Raw genomic sequence first — 19,977 nt, forward strand, 5'->3', positions numbered from 1 at the left:
GAGAATCGATGATGATCCTGAACATTCTGATGGGTTTCTTCTTTGGCTTCTCGCTGGGCGTGGGCTGCGCGCTTGCAGTCATGTATTCGATTTATAGCGGCGGATATCGCAAGGCGATTGCCGACTCCCTCTGCCAGCCTCGGCCAGAAAAATACGAGCGGCTCCTGAAGAAAGCGCAAGCAAAGGCTTAAGCACTTCTAATGATGAGCCTTACGGGCTAGTGCCGATTTGGTTCTATACATCGTAACATTCAGTTATTATCATATTCGTATGCCAGGGTTGAGCCTGCCGAAGGCGGAGTTCTTTCAGGCGCACTCAGGCGCTCTCCCATTTCTTGCGCGTATGCACGCTGGCAAGAGAATCCTCCAAAAATAATTCGAAGGGATTCAGTGCGTTGAGTAGTCTTTGCATTTTTGAAATGGCGGTTGCCAGGTGCGTCGCCTGCGGCACGTGCCACGGCGATTCCCCGGAGGTTTCTGCGTGAGCCTCCCCGGCTGGATAGCCCAATACGCTGCGATCCTCTCCGCACATGATCTCTCGCTGTTGCTGATCCTGGTGCTGGGCTGGTTCGCGGTCGGGCTTGCCGGCTTGATTCGGCCGCATCGCGTTGGCTTTGTCGCCGCCGTGCTCTTCCCTATCGGAGCGCTCCTCGCGCTGGGTGTTGCCCTTCTCGGCGGACTGGCGCTGGTCGCAGGCCATGCTCCGCAGGTTGCGGTTCTTCGCCTTGGGTTACCGGACTTGCCTTTCCATGTGCGGCTGGATGCTCTCTCGGGGTTCTTTCTCGTTCTGATGGGGATCGCTGGAGCGGGCATCTCGATCTTCGCCGCGGGCTACTTCCGTTCGGGAGAAGGCACGGCGCCCGGTCTGCACTGCCTGCAATATCACGTCTTCTTTGCCAGCATGGCGTTGGTAGTGCTGGCGGACGACGCGTACTTCTTCATGGTGGCGTGGGAGACGATGGCGTTGAGTTCGTACTTCCTGGTGACCTCGCAGCATCGCATCCCCGAGATTCGGCGTGCGGGTTTCCTCTACCTCCTGATTGCGCATGTAGGAGCGATCTGCATCCTGCTCAGCTTCGGCGTGCTGCAGGGTGGCAGTTGGCAATTCACCTTCGACGCGATGCGCAGCGCCCGGCTCACCCCGTTCTGGGCGGCGACGGCGTTCCTGCTGGCGCTGCTCGGCTTCGGCGCGAAGGCAGGCCTGGTGCCGCTGCATGTATGGCTGCCCGAGGCGCACCCCGCTGCACCTTCGCCGGTGTCGGCCATGATGAGCGGCCTTATGCTCAAGACCGCGGTGTACGGCATGCTGCGGATTACCTTCGATCTGCTGCACCTGCGGTATTGGTGGTGGGGAGTCCTGGTGCTCCTCGTGGGACTGTTCTCGGGAATCTTCGGAGCGATCTTTGCCGCGGTGCAAACGGACATGAAGCGTCTGCTGGCCTATTCCTCGATTGAAAATCTCGGAATAATCTTTGCCGGCATAGGCCTGGCAATTTTGTTCGAGGCCTTCCATCTGAATCTCTTCGCTGCACTCGCGCTGACTGCGGTTCTGATCCACTCTTTGAATCATTCGCTCTTCAAGAGCCTGCTGTTTCTTGCGACTGGCTCGGTGTTGCATGCGACAAGTCATCGCAGCCTGGGCAAACTCGGCGGACTCATTCGCCGCATGCCATGGGTGGCCGGACTGGCGCTGGTGGGCACGCTGGCAATCGCGGGCCTGCCGCCGCTCAACGGATTCATCTCCGAGTGGCTGCTGCTGCAATCCTTTCTCTTCACGCCGCAGATTCCCCACGCCTTTCTCAACATGGTGATTCCGCTGGGTGCGGCGGCGCTGGCGCTCATCGCTGCGCTGTCCGCCTACGTCATGGTGAAGTTTTACGGCATCATTTTTCTTGGCCAGCCGCGCGAGGCCTCTCTGGTGGAAGCCCATGATCCAGGCTGGCTCGAACGCCTCGGACTCAGTTGGCTAGCGCTTGGCTGCATATTAATTGGTGTGCTGCCACAGATTGCTCTTCGCGCGGCAGGTGCGGTTACCGGGCCTCTGCTGGGCAAAGCGGTGAACGTCACCTCGCCTTTCTTATGGATCGCTCCGATTACGCCCGCGCAGGCATCCTATAGCGGCCTGGTGCTGCTGGGCGGAATCGTCCTCGTGGTCGGCGTCACCTTCATCCTGGTGCGCATTCTGGCACACGGACGCATACGCCGGACGGCTCCCTGGGACTGCGGCTATCCCTGGCAGACGTCGCGGATGCAGGACACGGCAGAGGGCTTTGGCCAGCCGATCCGGCACATGTTTGGCTCCTTCTTCCGGATGGAGCGCGAGATGCCTTCGCCCTCGGACAGTTCTCCACACTACCGAATCTACATTGAGGATCGCTTGTGGCGTGCGGTCTATGAGCCGCTGGCGCTTGCGGTGCAACGTCTTTCGAACGCCATAGGCGCCCTGCAGGGTGGACGCCTAGCTGTCTACCTGCTGTATAGCTTTCTCACTTTGATTGGTCTGCTGGTGTTTGTGCTATGGGCGTGATCTCGCTTGTGCGTCAATGCAGCGAAGTACTGCTGGCCATCGCGCTGGCCCCTCTCTTTGCCGGATGGATTGCGCAATGCCGGGCGTGGCTGCAGAGCCGCTCGGCTCCCTCACTGCTGCAGCCCTATCGCATGCTGCGCAAACTGTTCCTCAAAGATGTTGCGATAGCCGAAAGTGCATCGCCTTTGTTTCGCGCCACTCCTTATGTCGAGTTTGGAGCCATGGTCCTGGCCGCGGCCATCATTCCTTCCATCGCTACCGACCTGCCATTCGCGCGCGTGGCAGATGCAATCGCGCTCATCGGATTGTTCGCAACGGCACGTGTGTTCCTTTCGCTGGCCGCGATGGATATCGGAACCGCCTTCGGTAGCCTGGGCGCACGACGCGACATGATGATCGGCTTCCTCGCGGAGCCTGCCTTGCTGATGGTGCTGTTCAATGCATTTCTAATGTCGGGCAGCACGGCATTGCCGAGCCTGGTTGAGGCTTACTCCGCTCATCCGCTTTCGTTGAATCCCAGCCTTACTTTTGCTGCCGTCGCTTTTGTGATGGTGCTGCTGGCGGAAAATGGACGCATCCCGATTGACAATCCAACCACGCATCTTGAACTCACGATGATCCACGAGGCGATGCTGCTTGAGTATTCGGCGCGCCATCTGGCGCTGGTGGAGTGGGCCTCAAACCTGAAGCTCTTTAACTACGCCTGCATTGGCTTTGCTCTCTTTATGCCCTGGGGCATCGCAACCCACGGCGCAGATGGAGGAGCTGCGTTGCTGCTCGCCGTGGCCGTGCTGATCATAAAGCTCACTGTGGCTGGCGCGGCATTGGCGCTGGTGGAGACGTTGTCTGCAAAGCTGCGTTTATTCCGTGCGCCGGAGTTTCTGGCAATGGCGTTTCTGCTTGCCGTGCTTGGCCTGCTGGTCCACATTTTGCTGGGAGCTTAATCAGGATGCATCTGTCTCATCTCATCACCGAACTGCTCAAGCTGCTGGCCTCCATCCTGCTGCTGATCTCCTTTGCCATGCTTTCGCAGCGCCGCACCCGGCGTCTGATTCCGCTGCTGGCAGCGCAGGGAGCAATTCTGTTTCTCTCCACCTGCATTGTGGCTTACAGTGCCGGCCTGCGAGAGCTCTACTACTCGGCGGCGCTTACCTTGCTGCTGAAGGTTCTTGCGCTGCCATGGATCTTCCATCGACTGATCCATCGCCTGGGAATTCAATGGGAGAGCGAGCAGCTGGTCAACGTGCCGATCACGATGCTGGTGGGACTGGCATTGGTTATCTTCGCGTTTGGGCTGGCACAGCCAATCAGCATGCTGGCGACGACGATCACGCGCAACACCCTGGGAATCGCGCTCGCGGTCATGCTGCTGGCCTTTCTAATGATGATCAGCCGCCGCATGGCAGTGACGCAGGTGATCGGGTTTCTTGCCATGGAGAATGGTCTGTTCTTTGCGGCGACAAGCGCCACCTATGGCATGCCAATGGTCATCGAGTTGGGCATCGCGCTCGACGTTCTGGTTGGCGTATTTATTCTCGGCATTTTCTTCTTCCAGATCAGAGAGCAATTCGAGAGCCTCGATCTCAGCAACCTGGAAGCACTCAGGGAGGATTGAAGTGGAATTGCTTCTGGTATTAGGTTTGCCGGTATTGGGCGCGCTCCTGCTGGCCTTCTTCGGAGCGCGACGCTTTGCCGCGGACCTCAACGCCGGCATCAGCTTTGCCACCATGCTCGCCGCCGCGTTTCTTGTGTTGCGTGTGATTCGTTACGGCACCATGTTGGCTGGCCATGAGCAGTTCCTGGTCGATTCGTTCAATGTGTTCCTGGTGGCGCTCACGGCCTTTGTAGGGTTTACCACTGCACTCTTCTCCCGGCCTTACATGCGCATCGAGGAGGAGCACGGACGCCTGACCCCACGGCGGCTGCGTCTCTATCACAGCATGTACCAGCTCTTTATGGCTGCCATGCTGCTCGCGCTGATCACCAACAACATGGGGCTGCTGTGGGTGGCGATGGAGGCTGCAACGCTATCGACGGTGCTGCTGGTTTCTCTCTACCGCACGCGCGCCAGCCTGGAAGCAGCGTGGAAGTACTTCATCCTGTGCGGCGTTGGAATTGCGCAGGCTTTATTTGGCACCATGCTGTTGTACTTTGCCGCGGAGCAGACGCTGGGACGCGAAGGAATGACCGCTTTGCTCTGGACTCACCTGAATGCCGTGAAGGGACAACTTGAGCCACGGGTGTTGGGACTCGCATTTGTCTTTCTTCTGGTCGGCTACGGTACAAAAGTCGGGCTGGCGCCGCTGCATAACTGGCTGCCGGATGCGCATGCCGAGGGACCGACGCCAGTCTCCGCCGTACTCTCCGGGCTGCTGCTGAATGTGGCGCTCTACGCAGTGATTCGCTGCAAGGTTCTGGTTGAAGGCTCCATCGGCTCCTGGCTTCCGAGTCACATGCTGATGGGCTTCGGACTGCTCTCCGCGGTGCTTGGCGCCTTTTTCCTGTGGAGACAGCAGGACATCAAGAGACTCTTCGGTTATTCGTCGATCGAGCACATGGGCATCATCACGTTTGCCTTCGGGCTAGGCGGCCCGGTTGCCAACTTTGCCGCGCTGCTGCACATGACGGTGCATTCGCTCACAAAGTCGTCGATCTTTTTTGCCGCAGGGCATGCTTCGCAAACGGCAGGCACGCAGCGCATGGATGGGATTCGCGGGCTGGTTGGCATCAGTCCCACCATCGGCTGGGGGCTGATGCTGGGCTCGCTCGCAATTCTCGGGATGCCACCGTTTGGGGTGTTTGCCAGCGAGTTCCTGATTCTGACAACTGCCATGCGCGAGCATCCCTGGTCGACTCCCTTTCTGCTGGTCGCGCTCGGCGTGGCCTTTGCCGGTATCTTCCGGCGAGTTCAGCCAATGGTATTTGGCGAGAGCGACGCTCAGCCTTTACCGCATTCGCCGGCGCTGGTGCCGGTCTTTGCCCATCTCGCAATGGTGCTTGTCCTGGGGGTGTATATGCCTCCTGCGCTCGCAGCGTGGTTCCGCGCCGCCGCCAGGTTGATCGGATGATGCATATGTGGCCAGAGTTCCTCAAAGATCGACGCATCCCGCTGGCGGCCAATCTCCCCGCGCGCCGCATCAGCGTAGACAACAGCCAGCAATGGCTGGACGCGGCACGCGTGCTGCGAGCCTCCGAGGCGCAACTGCTGACGATGTGGGGGGCGGACGATCGGGACCGCGACGGCTGCTTTCGCATCTACTCCGCCTATCTGCTGCCGCATGATCTGCTGGTGGTGGAGCACGTCATCGAAGAGACTTCCACTCCGGCCTATCCCAGCCTGGCAACTCTGTTCCCCGCGGCAGAGCGGATGCAGCGCGGCATCCACGACCTGCTCGGCTTCGCAACCGATGACCCGGATACACGAAACTGGCTGCGTCACGGTGGCTGGCCGGAGTCCCTGTTCCCGCTGCGGCGCGACGTGGATGCCGAGCAGTATCCCGTCGTCTCCGAACCGTATCCCTTTGTGCTGGTCGAGGGAGATGGCGTGCATGAAATCGCTGTGGGACCAGTCCACGCCGGTACTATCGAACCTGGCCATTTCCGCTTCTCCGTCGTGGGGGAGAAGGTTCTGCGGCTTGAGGAACGTCTCGGCTACACCCACAAGGGAGTGGCAAAGCGCTTCGAAGGCCTCTCGCAAACGAGCGGCCATCAACTGGCGGCGCGTCTCTCCGGTGATTCTGCAGTGGCCTTCTCGTGGGCCTATTGCGCGGCGCTGGAGTCGATCGCCGAGATCCGTTGCTCCGCCCGGGCACTCACACTGCGAGCCCTTGCACTGGAGCATGAGCGCATCGCAAATCATCTTGGAGACCTCGGGGCACTCGGCAACGACGCCGGCTTCGCCTTTGGGCTCACCCAGTTCTCCCGCCTGAAAGAGGATCTGCTGCGAACGAACGTCCGCGTCTTTGGAGCGCGCTATCTCTTCGATTTCGTAGTACCGGGCGGAGTGGCCGTTGATCTGCCCGAGGATGGATATGGATTGCTGGTGGATTTCTACTTCACCTTGCAACATGCGGTCGCGGAGTTGCGCACCATCTATGACGAGCACGACGGCCTGCAGGATCGCTTTCGCGAGAGCGGACGGTTAGAGCAAAGCGTGGCGCAAAAACTTGGCGCGACAGGACTGGTAGGCAGGGCCTCCGGGATTGCTCAGGATCTGCGCGTCGATCACCCCTTCGCGCCCTACGATCAACTGGAACCGAATCTGATTGTGCAGCCGAAAGGCGATGTCGCGGCGCGCGTCCAGGTGCGCTTCGATGAGGTCTTTGAATCGATCCGGCTATGCCATGCGCTGCTGCGGGAGGTGCCCTCCGGCCCCATCCAGCAGACCTTTGCCCCGGCAGCGGCGGGGCGTCTGGGCATCGGCCTGATCGAAGGATGGCGGGGGCCGGTGATGATTGCTCTCGAAGCTGGAGCAGAGGGTACAATCCGCCGATGCCATGCTCATGATCCTTCGTGGCAGAACTGGCCCTTGCTCGAGTACGCAATCCTCGACAACATCGTCCCGGATTTCCCGCTGATCAACAAATCATTCAACTTGTCCTATAGCGGACAGGACGGGTGAGGTAAGCATGTTTGACGTCCTTCTACACATCCTCCGCACGGGCAGGCTAACCGAGCCTCTGCAGGAAAGCGCCGATGCGGCTCCCGTAGTCAGCAGCGTGCAAAAGGATCTCCTGGCCATTCTGGGGCGTGCCTTGTGCATCCGCCATGTGGACGCCGGATCCTGCAACGGCTGCGAGCTTGAGATTCAGGCGCTGACCAATCCCTACTACAACCTGGAAGGCGAGGGGATCCACTTTGTCGCCAGCCCACGGCACGCCGATCTGCTGCTGGTCACCGGCCCCGTCTCCGTCAACATGGAAGAAGCACTGAGGCGCACATACGATGCCATGCCCGATCCCAAGCTGGTGATGGCTGTGGGCGATTGCGGCGCGTGCGGAGGCATCTTTGGCGCCAGCTATGCCAGCCGCGGAGGAGTCGCGAGCGTCCTGCCCGTGAACCATACCGTGAGCGGATGCCCGCCCAGCCCGTCTGCGATTCTCACCGGCATTCTGCATACGGTTCGCACCACGCTGGCGTAGAGCATGGGTTCCCCGCTCGCAAGTACTAAGCCTCGCGTCGAGTCTCAAGCTGGCGAAGCGTATGCCCAAAACTGATGGCGTGATGCTGATCGACGTATCTGCGGTTTCGCGCAAACTGTTCTTCGCTCTGCGACAGGATGCCGCCTTTGCCGGCAAACGCGATCTTGTTCTCTCCATCTTCGGGATCGACGACGATCACCTGTTCCGCGAAACTGCGGGAGATCCGGGCGATCAATGTCTTGAAGGGGCAATCGCACAGGTTGACCACCAGGATGCCGTCCGGGGCCAGTGCGTTGTAGCAATCCTGGTAGAAGCGCTCGCTGCATAACTGGGCAGGCTGCCCGCCAATGTCGAAGCCGTCCACGATGAGCACGTCAAACTCATCCTTGTGTCGCGCCACAAAGTCCGCTCCGTCCTCGCAGAAGATGGTGAACCTGTGATCGTCGCGCGGGATGTAGAAGTGATCCCGAAGCGCGATGACCTCCGGGCTGATCTCGGCAACGCTGATCCGCGTGTGGGGCAGATAACGATGGCAGTATTTCTGGAGGGAGCCTCCGCCCAGGCCAATCATGCCGATGTGCCGGGGCCGCTGCTTGAAGAGTAGAAACCCCATGATGCTGCGGGTGTAACCCAGCATTAGCTGGTGGGGAACATCCACGTGCATCTTACTTTGCACCGCTCCGATCTCGAACTGCAGCGTCAATGTGCCGTCGTACTCATGCACAAAGGGCCTTGCGGTGGGGGGCGACATTGAGGAGTCGTCGTACTCGACCGGGGTGGGTTCGGCAGAACTCAATTCCATGTCCATAAATAGGTGTCTTCGGTAGATGTCCTAATAAATGCCTGCGTCTGCGCGGCATGCAACCACTTCGCGAGACAAGCTACTGACCAAAACGGTTCTGCAGCACTTCCTCGTTTTACTTTTTTGTGATCGTTGTCACATACAGGCATTTTCTTCGGGCACACACTTTCTTCCGTCGCTCCAAGTGTATCTCGGGGTTCTGATAAGGAAAGGCCTCCAATGAGTTCTTCGGAAGAGTCGATTTATGATGCCCTGCTCCAACGCGGGGTTTCCCGCCGCCGTTTTATCGAATTCTGCACGGCGATGACAGCAACGCTGGCCATTCCTTCCAGCTATGCGGCGGATATAGCCAAAGCGTTTACTGAGAAGAAGAAGCCCGTCTTAGTCTGGCTGGAGTTCCAGGACTGCGCAGGAAACACAGAGGCGATTCTGCGCTCTCCGCATCCCGTGGTGGCAGACATCGTGCTCGACGTGCTTTCGTGGGAGTATCACGAGACGATCATGGCCGGAGCAGGAAAGGCCGCCGAAGAGGCGCTGGCTCGTGTGGTCCGCGAAGAAAAGGGCAAGTACATCGTCATGGTGGAGGGGGCGATCCCGACCGCCGATGACGGTATCTACTGCACCATTGGCGGGCGAACGGCACTGAGCATTGTGCGCGAAGTGTGCGCCGGTGCAGCAGCCACGCTGGCGGTGGGAGCATGCGCCTGGGATGGCGGCATCGTAGCGGCGGCGCCCAATCCAACGGGAGCCGTGGGCCTGCAGGAGGCGGTGCCAGGCGTAAAGGTCGTCAACCTTGGAGGATGCCCGCAGAATCCGGTAAACACCGTTGCGGTGCTGACCCATTACCTGACCTTTGGGGAGCTGCCCGCCCTGGACTCCTACAACCGGCCGCTCTTCGCCTATGGAAACATCATCCATGACCAGTGCGAGCGCCGGGCGCATTATGATGCGGGACGCTACGTGCAGATTTGGGGAGACGAAGGCCATCGCAAAGGATGGTGTCTCTACAAGATGGGCTGCAAAGGGCCCGAGGCCACCTATAACTGCCCCACGGTGCGCTATAACGATGCCACGAGCTGGCCGGTTAAGGCTGGTCATGGCTGCATCGCCTGTGCGTCGCACCGCTTCTGGGATACCCGCTCCCCCTTCTACGAGAGACTTCCCAGTGTGCCGGGATTCGGCGTCGATGTACCCGTGGGCAAGATCGGCGCGGCCGTCATCGGTACGGTTGCCGCAGCCACTGCGGTACACGGTGCGATCACGGCGTACCGGCTGCATGGACCGGGTGCGGCAGCACACGAAGCACGCGAGGCAGACAGGAAAGCCAAAGAGACAGCGGAAGCGAACTCCGCAGACAAGGAAGACTGATATATGGCACGTGTAGTGATTGATCCAGTCACCCGAATCGAGGGACACCTGCGGATTGAGGCGGAAACCAACGGCCATGCGGTTACCGACGCATGGAGCTCCGGCACGATGTTTCGCGGCATTGAGCTGATCCTCCGCAATCGCGATCCGCGCGAGGCCTGGATCTGGGCCCAGCGAATCTGCGGCGTCTGCACCACGGTGCATGCTCTCGCTTCCGTCAGAGCCGTGGAAGACGCATTAGGCATAGAGGTTCCCGATAACGCCCGCATCATCCGCAACATCATCGCGGGCGCGCAAAACGTGCAGGATCATGTCGTGCACTTCTACCATCTGCACGCGCTGGACTGGGTGGACGTAACCCTTGCGTTGAAGGCAGATCCGGCGAAGACCTCGGTCATCGCGCAATCCATCTCGGAGTGGCCTAAGTCGAGCGCCGCCTACTTCAAAGGCGTGCAGGATCGCGTGAAGGCCCTGGTGGCGAGCAAGCAGTTAAGCCTCTTCAGCAGCGGATACTGGGGGCATCCGGCGTACACCCTGCCCCCGGAGGTCAATCTCCTGGCCGTCGCGCATTATCTTGAGGCGCTGGAATTTCAGCGGGAGTTCATCCGCATCCACGCCGTGCTGGGCGCCAAGAATCCGCATCTGCAGACCTACCTGGTCGGCGGCATGGCGGCGTCGATGGACAGCAACGAGCCCAATGCCACCATTAATCCCGAGCGCATCACGCTGCTGGCAGAGCTGGCAAAGCTGGCGCAGACCTTTGTGCAGCAGGTTTACATCCCGGACGTGCTGGCAATTGCCGGCTACTATCGCGACTGGTTCACCCGCGGCGAGGGGCTGGGCAACTTCATGGCCTATGGTTGCTACCCGATGGGCGGCATCCACGAAACCAGCAAATTCTTTATGCCGCGCGGCATCATTCTCGGGCGGGATCTCTCGACCGTACATCCGCTCGATCCGAAGAACGTGAGCGAGTACGTGTCGCACTCCTGGTATGAGTATGACGGCGGCAACGGCGTCGCCAAGCATCCGTCGGTCGGCCAGACGACTCCGAAGTACAGCGGGCCAAAGCCGCCATTCGAGCAGCTCGATACGGACCAGAAATATTCCTGGCTCAAGGCTCCGCGTTACGACGACAAGGCAATGGAGGTGGGTCCGCTGGCGCGCACACTGGTGGCCTATGCCTCCGGCAACGCAATTGTGAAGCAGCATGTTGACGCGGCTCTGGCGAAGTTGAACGCGCCTCCTTCCGCGCTCTTCTCCACCCTGGGCAGGATTGCGGCACGCGCCATCGAAGCGGAGATCATGGCGGATCAGTTGCCCCAGTGGATCGCAGAACTCGACGACCACATGGCCCACGGCGATGTGCAGATTCACTCCGGCGAGAAATGGGATCCGGAAAGCTGGCCAAAGCAGGCTCAGGGAGCGGGCTTCCATGAGGCACCCCGCGGCGCGCTGGGTCACTGGATCGAGATCGAGAACAAGGTCATCAAGAATTACCAGGCCGTGGTTCCCTCTACGTGGAATGCGGGGCCGCGGGATGCGCACGGGCAGAAGGGCGCCTACGAGGCTTCGCTCGCAGGAACGCCGCTGGCAGACCCGGCGCGTCCGGTCGAGATTCTGCGCACGATTCACTCCTTCGATCCGTGCCTGGCCTGTGCCGTGCATGTGGTCGATGCCAATGGGCGTGAATTCGAGTACGAAAAGCTCTGAACCGAGCGGAGGAAGTCATGCAGCAGGCAGCAGTCCCGCTTAGCACTGGGAATCACAATTCCGACCATGAGGTCGTGCGTATCTACGTATGGGAGTTACCGGTGCGTCTGGCGCACTGGGGATTCGTCTGCTCCCTCATCGTTCTCGCCTGCACGGGCTACTACATGCACAACCCTTTCGTCGCCGTGCATTCCCGCACGGCGTGGGTGATGGCAACCATTCGGTACGTCCATGTGCTCAGCGGCTGGGTGCTGCTGGCCTCGCTCCTTGTTCGCCTCTATTGGCTGTTCAAGGGAAACATCTGGGCCAACTGGCGGGCCTTCATTCCGTTGACCGCACGCCAGCGGAAGAGTCTGCGCGGAGCCTTCCAGTACTACACGTTTCAGCGTGGCGAGCCCTTTCCCCAGATCGGACATAACACGCTGGCAGCGCTTACTTACCTCGTGGTTTTCGCAATCCTCGGCTGGGAGTGCCTGACGGGGGTCGTGCTCTACAGCGAAGTTCTGGGCAAGGGCATGCTGTACTCCCTGGTCGGTTGGATCCCTCGAATCATCGACATCCAGACCCTGCGCATGACGCACTACCTCTTCATGTTTCTTCTGATTGGTTTTGGAATCCATCACGTCTACAGCGCCATTCTGGTAGCACGCGAGGAGCGCAATGCGCTGATGGAGAGCATCTACACCGGCTATAAATTTGCCCCGGAGTCGCTGCTGGACGAAGAGATCGATGCCGCCTTATATGGCGGGGATTCGTCCGAAGCTGCGCATGCGGCCGTTGCCAACGCAGCGAAGGTACATTGAAAGCGAAGGTACATTGAATCCGATAAACTTGGCGTCGCAGAACGTAGTCGTCCTCGCGCTCGGCAACCTTATGCGCACCGACGATGCCGCCGGCATGCTCGCCTTAACCCGCCTGGCTGGCGACGAGCGCCTGCCCGCTGGAGTTCGCCTGGTAGAAGGCGGAACACTGGGACTGGAGTTACTCTACCAGGTGGAGCACGCCTCGCTGCTGCTGGTGTTGGATGCTGTGGATGCAAAGGAGCCTCCGGGCACCCTGATGCTGTTCCGAGGAGAGGCGGTCGAGGCGCTGCCCTGCGGCCAAAGCATCCATCTACTGGGGATGGCTGATCTTTTGAGCGCTCTGCGCCTGACCGAACGGGCTCCAAGCGAGGTAGTTCTGATCGGGATTCAGCCGGAATCTACCGGCTGGGGTACCCAGTTGACGCCAACCGTGGAGGCTTCCCTGCCCCGCCTGATCGAGGCCGCCCTCGACCAGATCGCCGCCTGGCAATCGCGCACCGCCGACGCGCTCGCTTCGGCGGAAGCCTGTTCCTGATCCAGCAAACCGGTTATCTCCGTTGCATAGTAAATAGCCTCGCCTCTATCCTGCAGGAGCGCTGGGTTAAACTACGGGTGGGTCCTGGATCGGGTACTTGCACCATATTGAAATGGACCAGCACCTTTTCATCCCTATTGGGCCAAAAGAGGTTTGCTTTTCCGCTCAACGCACTTAAGAATTGAAGAAACCACCATGCAAACCGTCGACACTGAAATCCAGGCGCGACCAGACGCCCTGCCGCCCCGACCAAACGAAGAGGATGAGATTTCTCTTCTGGATCTGCTGATAGTCCTTGCACGGCGCAAGAGATTCATTCTCTTGCTGACATTGGGATTCGGTGTTGTTGCAGCGGTCATATCATTGCTCCTCCCCAGCCGCTATACCGCCACAACCGTCATTCTTCCTCCGCAAAGCTCCTCTGCCGGATCTGCTTTGCTATCGCAACTCGGCACCATGGGACCGATGGCATCGCTCGCCGGCGGCAGTCTCGGGCTCAAGAACCCAAACGACATGTATGTCGCCATGCTGAAGAGCCGGACCGTGGAAGACGCCATGGTCGCCAGATTTGATCTCACGGCTGAGTATCATGCCAAGCGGAAATCCGACGCGCGGAAGACGTTCGAGGAGCATTGCGACATCGAGAACAACGCCAAGGATGGACTGATTCATATCTCCGTCACCGACCGCGACCCTAAGCGTGCGGCAGAGATGACGAATGCGTATGTTGAAGAGTACAAGAAGTTCTCCGGCACGCTTGCCGTTACAGAAGCCTCCCAGCGCAGGCTTTTCTTTGAGCAACAGCTCGCAGAGGCAAAAGATAACCTTGCCAACGCCGAAGAAGCGCTGAAAAAGACCCAGCAGACCACTGGCATGATCCAAATGGACAGCCAGGCAAAAGCGCTGATTGAATCAGCGGCTTCCATACGAGCGCAGATTGCGGCCAAAGAGGTCGAAATCAAGGCCATGCGCTCCTACCTTTCGGATCAGAATCCCGATCTGGCGTTGGCCGAGCAACAGCTTGCAGGATGGCGAGCGCAGCTTAGCCGCTTGACGGGAAGCCAGGGAGGGACAGGCGATGAACTTCTCCTGTCCAAAGGACAAGTGCCCGGTGCCGGTTTGGAGTACGTCCGCAAACTACGCGACGTAAAGTACTACGACACGATCTTCGAGCTGCTTGCAAAGCAATTCGAGATGGCCAAGCTCGACGAAGCAAGACAGGGAGCCTTGATCCAGGTAGTCGATCGCGCCATTCCTCCCGATCGCAGGTCCTTCCCCAAACGAGCACTTATCGTGTTGCTGGCAACTATAGGCGGCTTATTTGTAGCGATCTTTTGGGTCTTAGTCGCAGCAGCCCTGGAAAACGTTCGGAAGAATCCTGAAGACAAAGAACGTCTCGAACAATTGAGAACGATGTTATCCATCAAATCGACAACCCGGTAGCGATCCCCGCCAATACAAGCCAGCAGTGATTAGAAGGTGAGCCCTTCGTCAGACATTAAATAGAAGCCTCCCTATCGATGCAGAAGGTAGAAACTCGCCGTAACCATCTATAAGATCGATGATTTGCGTCATGAGAGTTCACTCGGTGGACACGCTGGTGGACATGTCTCTTTTCGCGATCTCTCGCTACGTCCCATCCTGCCTCTCCCACGTTTCTCGTTGGCCAAGTACTTCCGAGTATATGGATAGAGTTCTAGCAGTCATCAGGTCAGCCGTGTATTCAGTTTCTACTCTAGCCCTTGCCGCCTCTCCGAATTGAAGTCTAAGATCATCTCGCTCCAAGAGCAACTGCATGGCTTCAGATAAGGCAGTTACGTCTCCCGGAGGCACCGTGATTCCTGTTTTACCATGGACGGAAACTTCAGGTACGCCTGAATCAATGTCTGTGTTGACCACTGGCAAGCCCGCAGCCATAGCCTCCATTTGGACAATGCCAAATGCTTCCGCTCTTGTCACAGATGGAAGTACAAAGACAGATGCCACCGCAAAATAAGGATCAAGATTATCAACACGACCTAGCATGGCGATCTTCTCCTTCACCCCCTCGGCCTCTACGAGGCTCGCCAACGCTTTGTGTTCTGGGCCAGTTCCAATAAGAAGAAGCCGCGCGTCGACATGCTTCATGGCTCGAATCAAAACGTCAAAGCCTTTGTATGGCACGAGCCTGCCGACAGCCAGAATTAGCCGGGGCCCAAATTGTCGGCTTAGCTCTTCACGCGTGGTGTGGCCAGTGATCGTAGGGTCCTCAATTTCGATACCAAGTGGAATAACACGGCATTTTTCACGGAAGGGCGCAAGCTCTGAAGATGAGTCGAGATAACGCGTAGAGGTGACTATAATTCGGTCCGCTCGATGCATAAGGCGGTAAACAAAAGGATCGCTGAACTCACGCAGAAACCGCCTGCCCATCGTGTCAGCATGGTGTGTAATTACCAGTTTCCCCGAGTGCCCGCTCATAAGAAAGGCCAAGGCTGCGCCGGGATTGGGCATATGAACATGCACAAGGTGGGCGGGGGTGCTACGAATGGCCGCCATCAAGCCCGGACAGATAGGCATCGATGCAATAGTTCCTATCCTCGCAACCCGGGTAACGGAAACTTCCTCAATGACGGAACGCTCATGCCGAGGTGCACTATTCGCAACAATGACGTTGACACTGGCTGCGCCGGTCTGGCGAACAGCTAAATCGCGCAGGTGCGTTTCCATACCACCCCGGTGTGGCGGATAGTACTTGCCGACATGTAGGATTCTATGAATCATACTTATTGGTCTGCTCCCCCATCCCAAGAGAGTTGGCAATCCGACACATGCATCGTCGTGCTCCATCAACCAAGAGTGAAGCCATTAAGTGTAAACGTACCTTGATCTGCCTTCTTCGAGGCAATGTGTAACTGGCGTTCGATGAATGCCGTCTGTATTGAAACAACTTAGAATCCAAATAAAGAATTTCATGCCCTGAGATTGTAGTTCTTAAGCCAATCCAAAGATCGTGCAGCACATCGAAGCCATGTGGGAATGGGAATATTTCTGGAAATATCTCTCTTCGAAAAGCCATTCCACAACCCTGATATCGAAAGTGAACTAGATTTCCGATTAGGCTCGTTGTGAATTTCGACCGCGTTGAGTAATAGGAGTCCGCCACACACTGGCCAGCTTCGTCGATGATAGACGAGTCAGTCTGAATCACCATGATTTCCGGATTATTTGCAAATACTTGAAATATGGTTGCTACTTTCTCCGGTTTCCATACGTCATCTTGATCGCTCAACAAAAGAATATCGCCGGAAGAATTTAGAATCGCCTTTTCAAAACTGACCAAGACACCGCAGTTGTCATCATTGAGAAATAGACGAATGCGAGGATCCCTAAATTCACCAATCAGCGTTCGAGTTTGATCACTAGAATCGTCGTCTACTATTACTACCTCGTCGGTGTCCGTCAATTGGGCAAGAATTGATCTCAATTGCTCTTCGATGTATCGCTCCCCATTGTAGGTCGCCATACAAACCGAGATTCTCGGTCGAGATCCCATTGCACCCGTATCCCGCGAAACAATAAAACAATTCGACATAGCCTTATACATATATTTCATCTTGTTAATAGCCAGACTGACTAAACAGCCAACTGCGATATGGAATCCACGAACTCGCCGCATACGGAGAAACCGTAAACCACAGGAAAAAACACCCGTAGGTAGCCGCAACCAGAATCCCCATGGCGACCTGGCGGGCTGCAGGGCTGGAAAAGTGGATTGCACGTCCACACGCGGCTAGATATACAAAGAATAGATAAAGGCAAACACGATCGGCTAACGTGGAAGCCACCACCGCAACTGGAACCAAGAAAACTGCTAATGCTGACGCACTTGACAGCATGTTGAACATTCCCGGGTCGCTTTTCCATCGCTTCCGCTGAACCATGAACGTCACCACTCCTATCAGCACAATTGCAAGCCGCAACCAGACCCCGTTTGAGTGCAGATCCTCTGTATTCTGGATATAGAGAGATAGGTACGATGTCAGCAATATCTTTACCAGCAAAAACGCGCCGAGGAGAGCGACTGGAAGCACTAGCAGAGCACGGCGCCCGTTCTTCATTGCTATAAGGAGGAAAAGAAACACTGCGGAGTAGTGAAAGCAAATTGCGAGTCCCATGCACGCATAACATTTCTTATGCTCACCGCGAACCCAATATCCTAAAGCCGCAAAGCCTATTCCAATCGCAACCGCCTGTCGCGTGTACCCCATCCCTACAGCATAGAGAAGGTATGGGGTTGCAAGAAACAGCAGCAGGCAGGCGTCTACACGTATGAGGTAGGCGAACCGTATAAGCCCGAGCACCATAAGAAAGGCACACACAAGGTTAACGAGATGTATATCTCCACCAACGCAATGCGCTAAGTAGTTTAACAGCGCATAGCATGGCTCAATTGTTGTGGTAGTGAATACATCTCGTAATTGTACGCGGCTATATATCTCAAATATGTTGTCATATGCTGGCCAGTCCGCTCCTACATGATCACGGAGGCCCATAAATCCTGTCAGTAGCAAAGCAGCGAAAGATGCAAGAGCAATGCGAAGCGCGTATTGCCTACTAGGCAAAAAGAGAGAGAAAAGCCCAAGAAGGCAAATAATCGATAGCATCATCCCGTAAATCAACATGTTTTCAACCTATGCTCAGATAAATCACATTTCGCTGGCCCTGTCGCATTCCTCACTTACTAACCGGACGGTCCTATTTTGCATCGCCAATCCTCGGTGCGGGCCTGTCTCGACATCAAAAGACGTCTCTTGAGAGAGTCCCACGTAAGCGATCTGAATTGGGCATTCTCGCATCTGACGATTTGCTTCAACATGCGGCAACCGATCCTCAGAGTGAGGAGGAAACCCTCGGTTCGCGTCTTATACAGATCATAGAATGCCGACTCAGCACCAAGAAAATTGGCATATCTGTCCTTCTTCATTCGATTATTCTTGTCCAGCAGGGATAGTTGATGATCTATTACAAGATTGCTGTCCACGTAGATCCGTTGGCCTAGGTGGTGGATGGAATGGCAAACCCAGTAGTCCAAGTAGTCCAGCCAAAAAAGAGGATTAAAGCCCCCTATGGCTCGGAGGGTCGTAACTCGCCAGCTCGTTGCTGAGTTAATAGCTGCAGTTTCCCTCTCGGAAAGACCTTCAAAGCGCTTTGGGAATTCCCAGGCGAATCCCAAGAAGTTAGCGTGAGGGGAAATGATCATCCCCTGATCCACTACGCAGGGAACTATAGCCGCGACTCGATTATCAGGAGAAAGACGTTGAACAAGCTGGAACAATCTGCCGACATACTCTCTTGTTAGTTCCGTATCCTGATCCAAAGTGAGAAGCCATTCGAAGCCCTCTTCCTCGGCCATTTGCAATGCATAGTTGTAAGCTCCAGCAAGGCCGATGTTGGCATTGGACACATGATAGGCGTAATCATTCGAATTCATCTCTAGGGAATGACCGCCAGGAGTATTGTCGTAAATCAGGATCTTAAACTTGCCCATACTCTGCGACAAAAGTATCGATTTTTGCAGGGTTCGCAGAGTAGCTGACTCGCGAGGCGACATGCCATAAAGAACGACTACAGCTAAAATGGAGCCTTTGGCTGGAGTATCGTCGCGGCGGCGTTCCGGGGTGTTCTCAACTTCAAGGTTCTCCAAGATGATATCCTGCGTTTTCAGAATTCTTCGGCACATGACGACAGGAACAGATCAGAGCCTTCTCCATTCCTTATCTGCTGAATCGAATTTCTTGAGTGCAACGACAAAATTGGCGCCGATTACGCTTCCCTCTCCGAGAGTACCCCCCGGCACGACGACGACCCCAAAGACCGGCTAACCCTGCAATCATACGAAGGCGGGGTCACTTTCAATTAGCCTCTAAAAGAATCGATTCGAATCTATCAACAGAACGATCCCATGTGAATTGCTTGCTGATACTATTACCTTCCGATGCAAGGCGATATCGATATTCAGGCTCTCGAATAAGCTTGAGTATGCCCGCAGCAATAGATTCTACGGAACGCGGCTGAACGACTTCCGCTGTGCGTCCGGGGATCGCATACTCCTCCGTCCCAGGCTGGGTGGTAATGACAGCCAGCCCACATGCCATTGCCTCGATGGGAAATAGTGGAAAGCTTTCATACCAGGATGCACTCAATAAAATGTCGGCATCGCGATAGGCTTCGCTGAGAATCTTAGGCGCTAAAAAGCCCAAGGCTTTGTAAGGTGCTATAGCGTTGTCAGGCGGAAGCAGCGCTGATCCATATACTCTCCACTCAATGTCAACATCTGGCGTTTTGGATCGAGCGATCGCTACTGCTTCCGCCATCTCACGAAAGCCCTTCCAGACGGCATCTCTCCCCCCATAGCTAATCAAAACAACCTTTTTTGATTCGGAAGAGCGACGTGGTGCGCCATAAAATGTTTGGTGATCAATCGCATTAGGACACAATTGAACCTGATCAAGACCAGCTTCCAGGCAAAGCTCTGCTTTCAGCCATGTCGAGTTCGCGATCATTTTGAAACCAAGGTGATAGCTTTGCTCGGCAACAGCGAGCGCATACGCGTGTTTATTAAACTCTCGTGCAAAATATGTCTCAAAGTGTTGCCCAAAATAGAATTTACGCCCAGAGAGAAGTGCAGCAGGTCGAATCGTATTAAAGCTTGTCGCAACAGTGATGTCGGCCAAAGGAGCAATGGTGGGCAAGTATGCTTCAGCCAATCCAGACTGTACCTCTTCGGGGAAAACCGGCGGGGCCATAAGCATAAACTTCTCGACAGCCTGCCGCAGGTACACCTTCCATCCCTCTCTACGTAGTAAAGCCTCAACTAGGCACCATGACGAGGCTAGTGCACCGGAAATTCTTTCACGTCTAGCCGCGGTAACAAATGTTCCGTACTTCCACGGAAACCACTGAGGAATGTCCGACGGCAGGATCGGGACAATCGAGACCTGATGACCCCGCTCCATAAGACCGTGAGCGTATTCAAAAATACACCAGATTCCGCCAGAGTACTTATGCGACGAAATCGATGGAACAATGAAGTTGATTTTTGCCAAG

General features: G+C 56.6%; 18 protein-coding genes. 12 read left to right on the forward strand and 6 right to left on the reverse strand.

From position 1 onward, the window contains the following. Positions 1 to 8: 8 nt before the first annotated feature. The 7 genes from VM554_10110 (at position 9) to VM554_10140 (ending at position 7,667) form a co-directional block, all read left to right on the forward strand. Complete coding sequence (locus VM554_10110) at positions 9 to 191, forward strand: hypothetical protein (protein ID HVJ08727.1); 183 nt, start codon at positions 9 to 11, stop codon at positions 189 to 191. A 289-nt stretch (positions 192 to 480) separates the two neighbouring features. Continuing rightward, entirely contained in the window at positions 481 to 2,526 is a 2,046-nt protein-coding gene (gene hyfB, locus VM554_10115) for a hydrogenase 4 subunit B (protein ID HVJ08728.1), read from the forward strand. Continuing rightward, positions 2,517 to 3,470 carry an NADH-quinone oxidoreductase subunit H gene (locus tag VM554_10120; GenBank protein ID HVJ08729.1) on the forward strand — a complete coding sequence of 318 codons (954 nt, stop codon included), beginning with the start codon at positions 2,517 to 2,519 and terminating at the stop codon, positions 3,468 to 3,470. Before hyfB ends, VM554_10120 begins: the two co-directional genes overlap by 10 nt. A gap of 5 nt (positions 3,471 to 3,475) precedes the next feature. Next, on the forward strand, positions 3,476 to 4,141 hold the full coding sequence (locus VM554_10125; protein ID HVJ08730.1) for a hypothetical protein: 666 nt from the start codon (positions 3,476 to 3,478) through the stop codon (positions 4,139 to 4,141). A gap of 1 nt (position 4,142) precedes the next feature. Then, positions 4,143 to 5,594: a hydrogenase 4 subunit F gene (locus VM554_10130; protein ID HVJ08731.1), complete on the forward strand. Its 1,452-nt coding sequence runs from the start codon at positions 4,143 to 4,145 to the stop codon at positions 5,592 to 5,594. A 5-nt stretch (positions 5,595 to 5,599) separates the two neighbouring features. Next, entirely contained in the window at positions 5,600 to 7,147 is a 1,548-nt protein-coding gene (locus tag VM554_10135; GenBank protein HVJ08732.1) for an NADH-quinone oxidoreductase subunit C, read from the forward strand. A gap of 7 nt (positions 7,148 to 7,154) precedes the next feature. Continuing rightward, positions 7,155 to 7,667: a hypothetical protein gene (locus VM554_10140; protein ID HVJ08733.1), complete on the forward strand. Its 513-nt coding sequence runs from the start codon at positions 7,155 to 7,157 to the stop codon at positions 7,665 to 7,667. A 25-nt stretch (positions 7,668 to 7,692) separates the two neighbouring features. Here VM554_10140 and VM554_10145 read toward each other — a convergent pair whose 3' ends face one another. Next, positions 7,693 to 8,475, reverse strand: coding sequence for a fused MFS/spermidine synthase (locus VM554_10145; GenBank protein HVJ08734.1), 783 nt, complete (start codon positions 8,473 to 8,475; stop codon positions 7,693 to 7,695). 213 nt (positions 8,476 to 8,688) lie between these two features. Between VM554_10145 and VM554_10150 the strand changes: the two genes are divergently transcribed. The 5 genes from VM554_10150 (at position 8,689) to VM554_10170 (ending at position 14,331) form a co-directional block, all read left to right on the forward strand. Continuing rightward, entirely contained in the window at positions 8,689 to 9,837 is a 1,149-nt protein-coding gene (locus VM554_10150) for a hydrogenase small subunit (GenBank protein HVJ08735.1), read from the forward strand. A gap of 3 nt (positions 9,838 to 9,840) precedes the next feature. Then, a complete protein-coding gene (locus VM554_10155; protein ID HVJ08736.1) occupies positions 9,841 to 11,550 on the forward strand; it encodes a nickel-dependent hydrogenase large subunit in 1,710 nt (569 codons plus the stop codon). A gap of 17 nt (positions 11,551 to 11,567) precedes the next feature. Continuing rightward, positions 11,568 to 12,353, forward strand: a complete 786-nt coding sequence (gene cybH, locus VM554_10160) for a Ni/Fe-hydrogenase, b-type cytochrome subunit (GenBank protein ID HVJ08737.1) — start codon at positions 11,568 to 11,570, stop codon at positions 12,351 to 12,353. Positions 12,354 to 12,366: 13 nt separating this feature from the next. After that, positions 12,367 to 12,888 (forward strand): HyaD/HybD family hydrogenase maturation endopeptidase, encoded by a 522-nt coding sequence (locus VM554_10165; GenBank protein ID HVJ08738.1) that lies wholly within the window; start codon positions 12,367 to 12,369, stop codon positions 12,886 to 12,888. A 195-nt stretch (positions 12,889 to 13,083) separates the two neighbouring features. Beyond that, positions 13,084 to 14,331, forward strand: coding sequence for a Wzz/FepE/Etk N-terminal domain-containing protein (locus tag VM554_10170; GenBank protein HVJ08739.1), 1,248 nt, complete (start codon positions 13,084 to 13,086; stop codon positions 14,329 to 14,331). A gap of 186 nt (positions 14,332 to 14,517) precedes the next feature. On the opposite strand, the gene VM554_10175 is transcribed toward VM554_10170, so the two are convergent. The 5 genes from VM554_10175 to VM554_10195 all read right to left on the reverse strand — a co-directional run bounded on the left by VM554_10175 (position 14,518) and on the right by VM554_10195 (position 19,976). Further along, a complete protein-coding gene (locus tag VM554_10175; protein HVJ08740.1) occupies positions 14,518 to 15,651 on the reverse strand; it encodes a glycosyltransferase in 1,134 nt (377 codons plus the stop codon). After that, on the reverse strand, positions 15,641 to 16,546 hold the full coding sequence (locus VM554_10180) for a glycosyltransferase (GenBank protein HVJ08741.1): 906 nt from the start codon (positions 16,544 to 16,546) through the stop codon (positions 15,641 to 15,643). Before VM554_10180 ends, VM554_10175 begins: the two co-directional genes overlap by 11 nt. Beyond that, positions 16,488 to 17,552, reverse strand: a complete 1,065-nt coding sequence (locus VM554_10185; GenBank protein ID HVJ08742.1) for an EpsG family protein — start codon at positions 17,550 to 17,552, stop codon at positions 16,488 to 16,490. Before VM554_10185 ends, VM554_10180 begins: the two co-directional genes overlap by 59 nt. 59 nt (positions 17,553 to 17,611) lie before the next feature. After that, positions 17,612 to 18,574, reverse strand: coding sequence for a glycosyltransferase (locus VM554_10190; GenBank protein ID HVJ08743.1), 963 nt, complete (start codon positions 18,572 to 18,574; stop codon positions 17,612 to 17,614). Between the two features lie 208 nt (positions 18,575 to 18,782). Next, a complete protein-coding gene (locus VM554_10195; GenBank protein HVJ08744.1) occupies positions 18,783 to 19,976 on the reverse strand; it encodes a glycosyltransferase family 4 protein in 1,194 nt (397 codons plus the stop codon). Between the last annotated feature and the right edge of the window lies 1 nt (position 19,977).

Source organism: Acidisarcina sp. (genome assembly GCA_035539175.1).
Lineage (GTDB): Bacteria > Acidobacteriota > Terriglobia > Terriglobales > Acidobacteriaceae > JANXZS01.

What these genes read in the sequence shown, in the direction of transcription:
- VM554_10140 (HVJ08733.1), top strand. Translation starts at nt 7,155, where the DNA reads ATGTTTGACGTCCTTCTACACATCCTCCGCACGGGCAGGCTAACCGAG.
- VM554_10135 (HVJ08732.1), top strand. Translation starts at nt 5,600, where the DNA reads ATGTGGCCAGAGTTCCTCAAAGATCGACGCATCCCGCTGGCGGCCAAT.
- VM554_10170 (HVJ08739.1), top strand. Translation starts at nt 13,084, where the DNA reads ATGCAAACCGTCGACACTGAAATCCAGGCGCGACCAGACGCCCTGCCG.
- VM554_10145 (HVJ08734.1), bottom strand. Translation starts at nt 8,475, where the DNA reads ATGGACATGGAATTGAGTTCTGCCGAACCCACCCCGGTCGAGTACGAC.
- VM554_10150 (HVJ08735.1), top strand. Translation starts at nt 8,689, where the DNA reads ATGAGTTCTTCGGAAGAGTCGATTTATGATGCCCTGCTCCAACGCGGG.
- cybH (HVJ08737.1), top strand. Translation starts at nt 11,568, where the DNA reads ATGCAGCAGGCAGCAGTCCCGCTTAGCACTGGGAATCACAATTCCGAC.
- VM554_10120 (HVJ08729.1), top strand. Translation starts at nt 2,517, where the DNA reads ATGGGCGTGATCTCGCTTGTGCGTCAATGCAGCGAAGTACTGCTGGCC.
- VM554_10185 (HVJ08742.1), bottom strand. Translation starts at nt 17,552, where the DNA reads ATGTTGATTTACGGGATGATGCTATCGATTATTTGCCTTCTTGGGCTT.
- VM554_10175 (HVJ08740.1), bottom strand. Translation starts at nt 15,651, where the DNA reads ATGATTCATAGAATCCTACATGTCGGCAAGTACTATCCGCCACACCGG.
- VM554_10180 (HVJ08741.1), bottom strand. Translation starts at nt 16,546, where the DNA reads ATGCGGCGAGTTCGTGGATTCCATATCGCAGTTGGCTGTTTAGTCAGT.
- VM554_10155 (HVJ08736.1), top strand. Translation starts at nt 9,841, where the DNA reads ATGGCACGTGTAGTGATTGATCCAGTCACCCGAATCGAGGGACACCTG.
- VM554_10125 (HVJ08730.1), top strand. Translation starts at nt 3,476, where the DNA reads ATGCATCTGTCTCATCTCATCACCGAACTGCTCAAGCTGCTGGCCTCC.
- VM554_10110 (HVJ08727.1), top strand. Translation starts at nt 9, where the DNA reads ATGATGATCCTGAACATTCTGATGGGTTTCTTCTTTGGCTTCTCGCTG.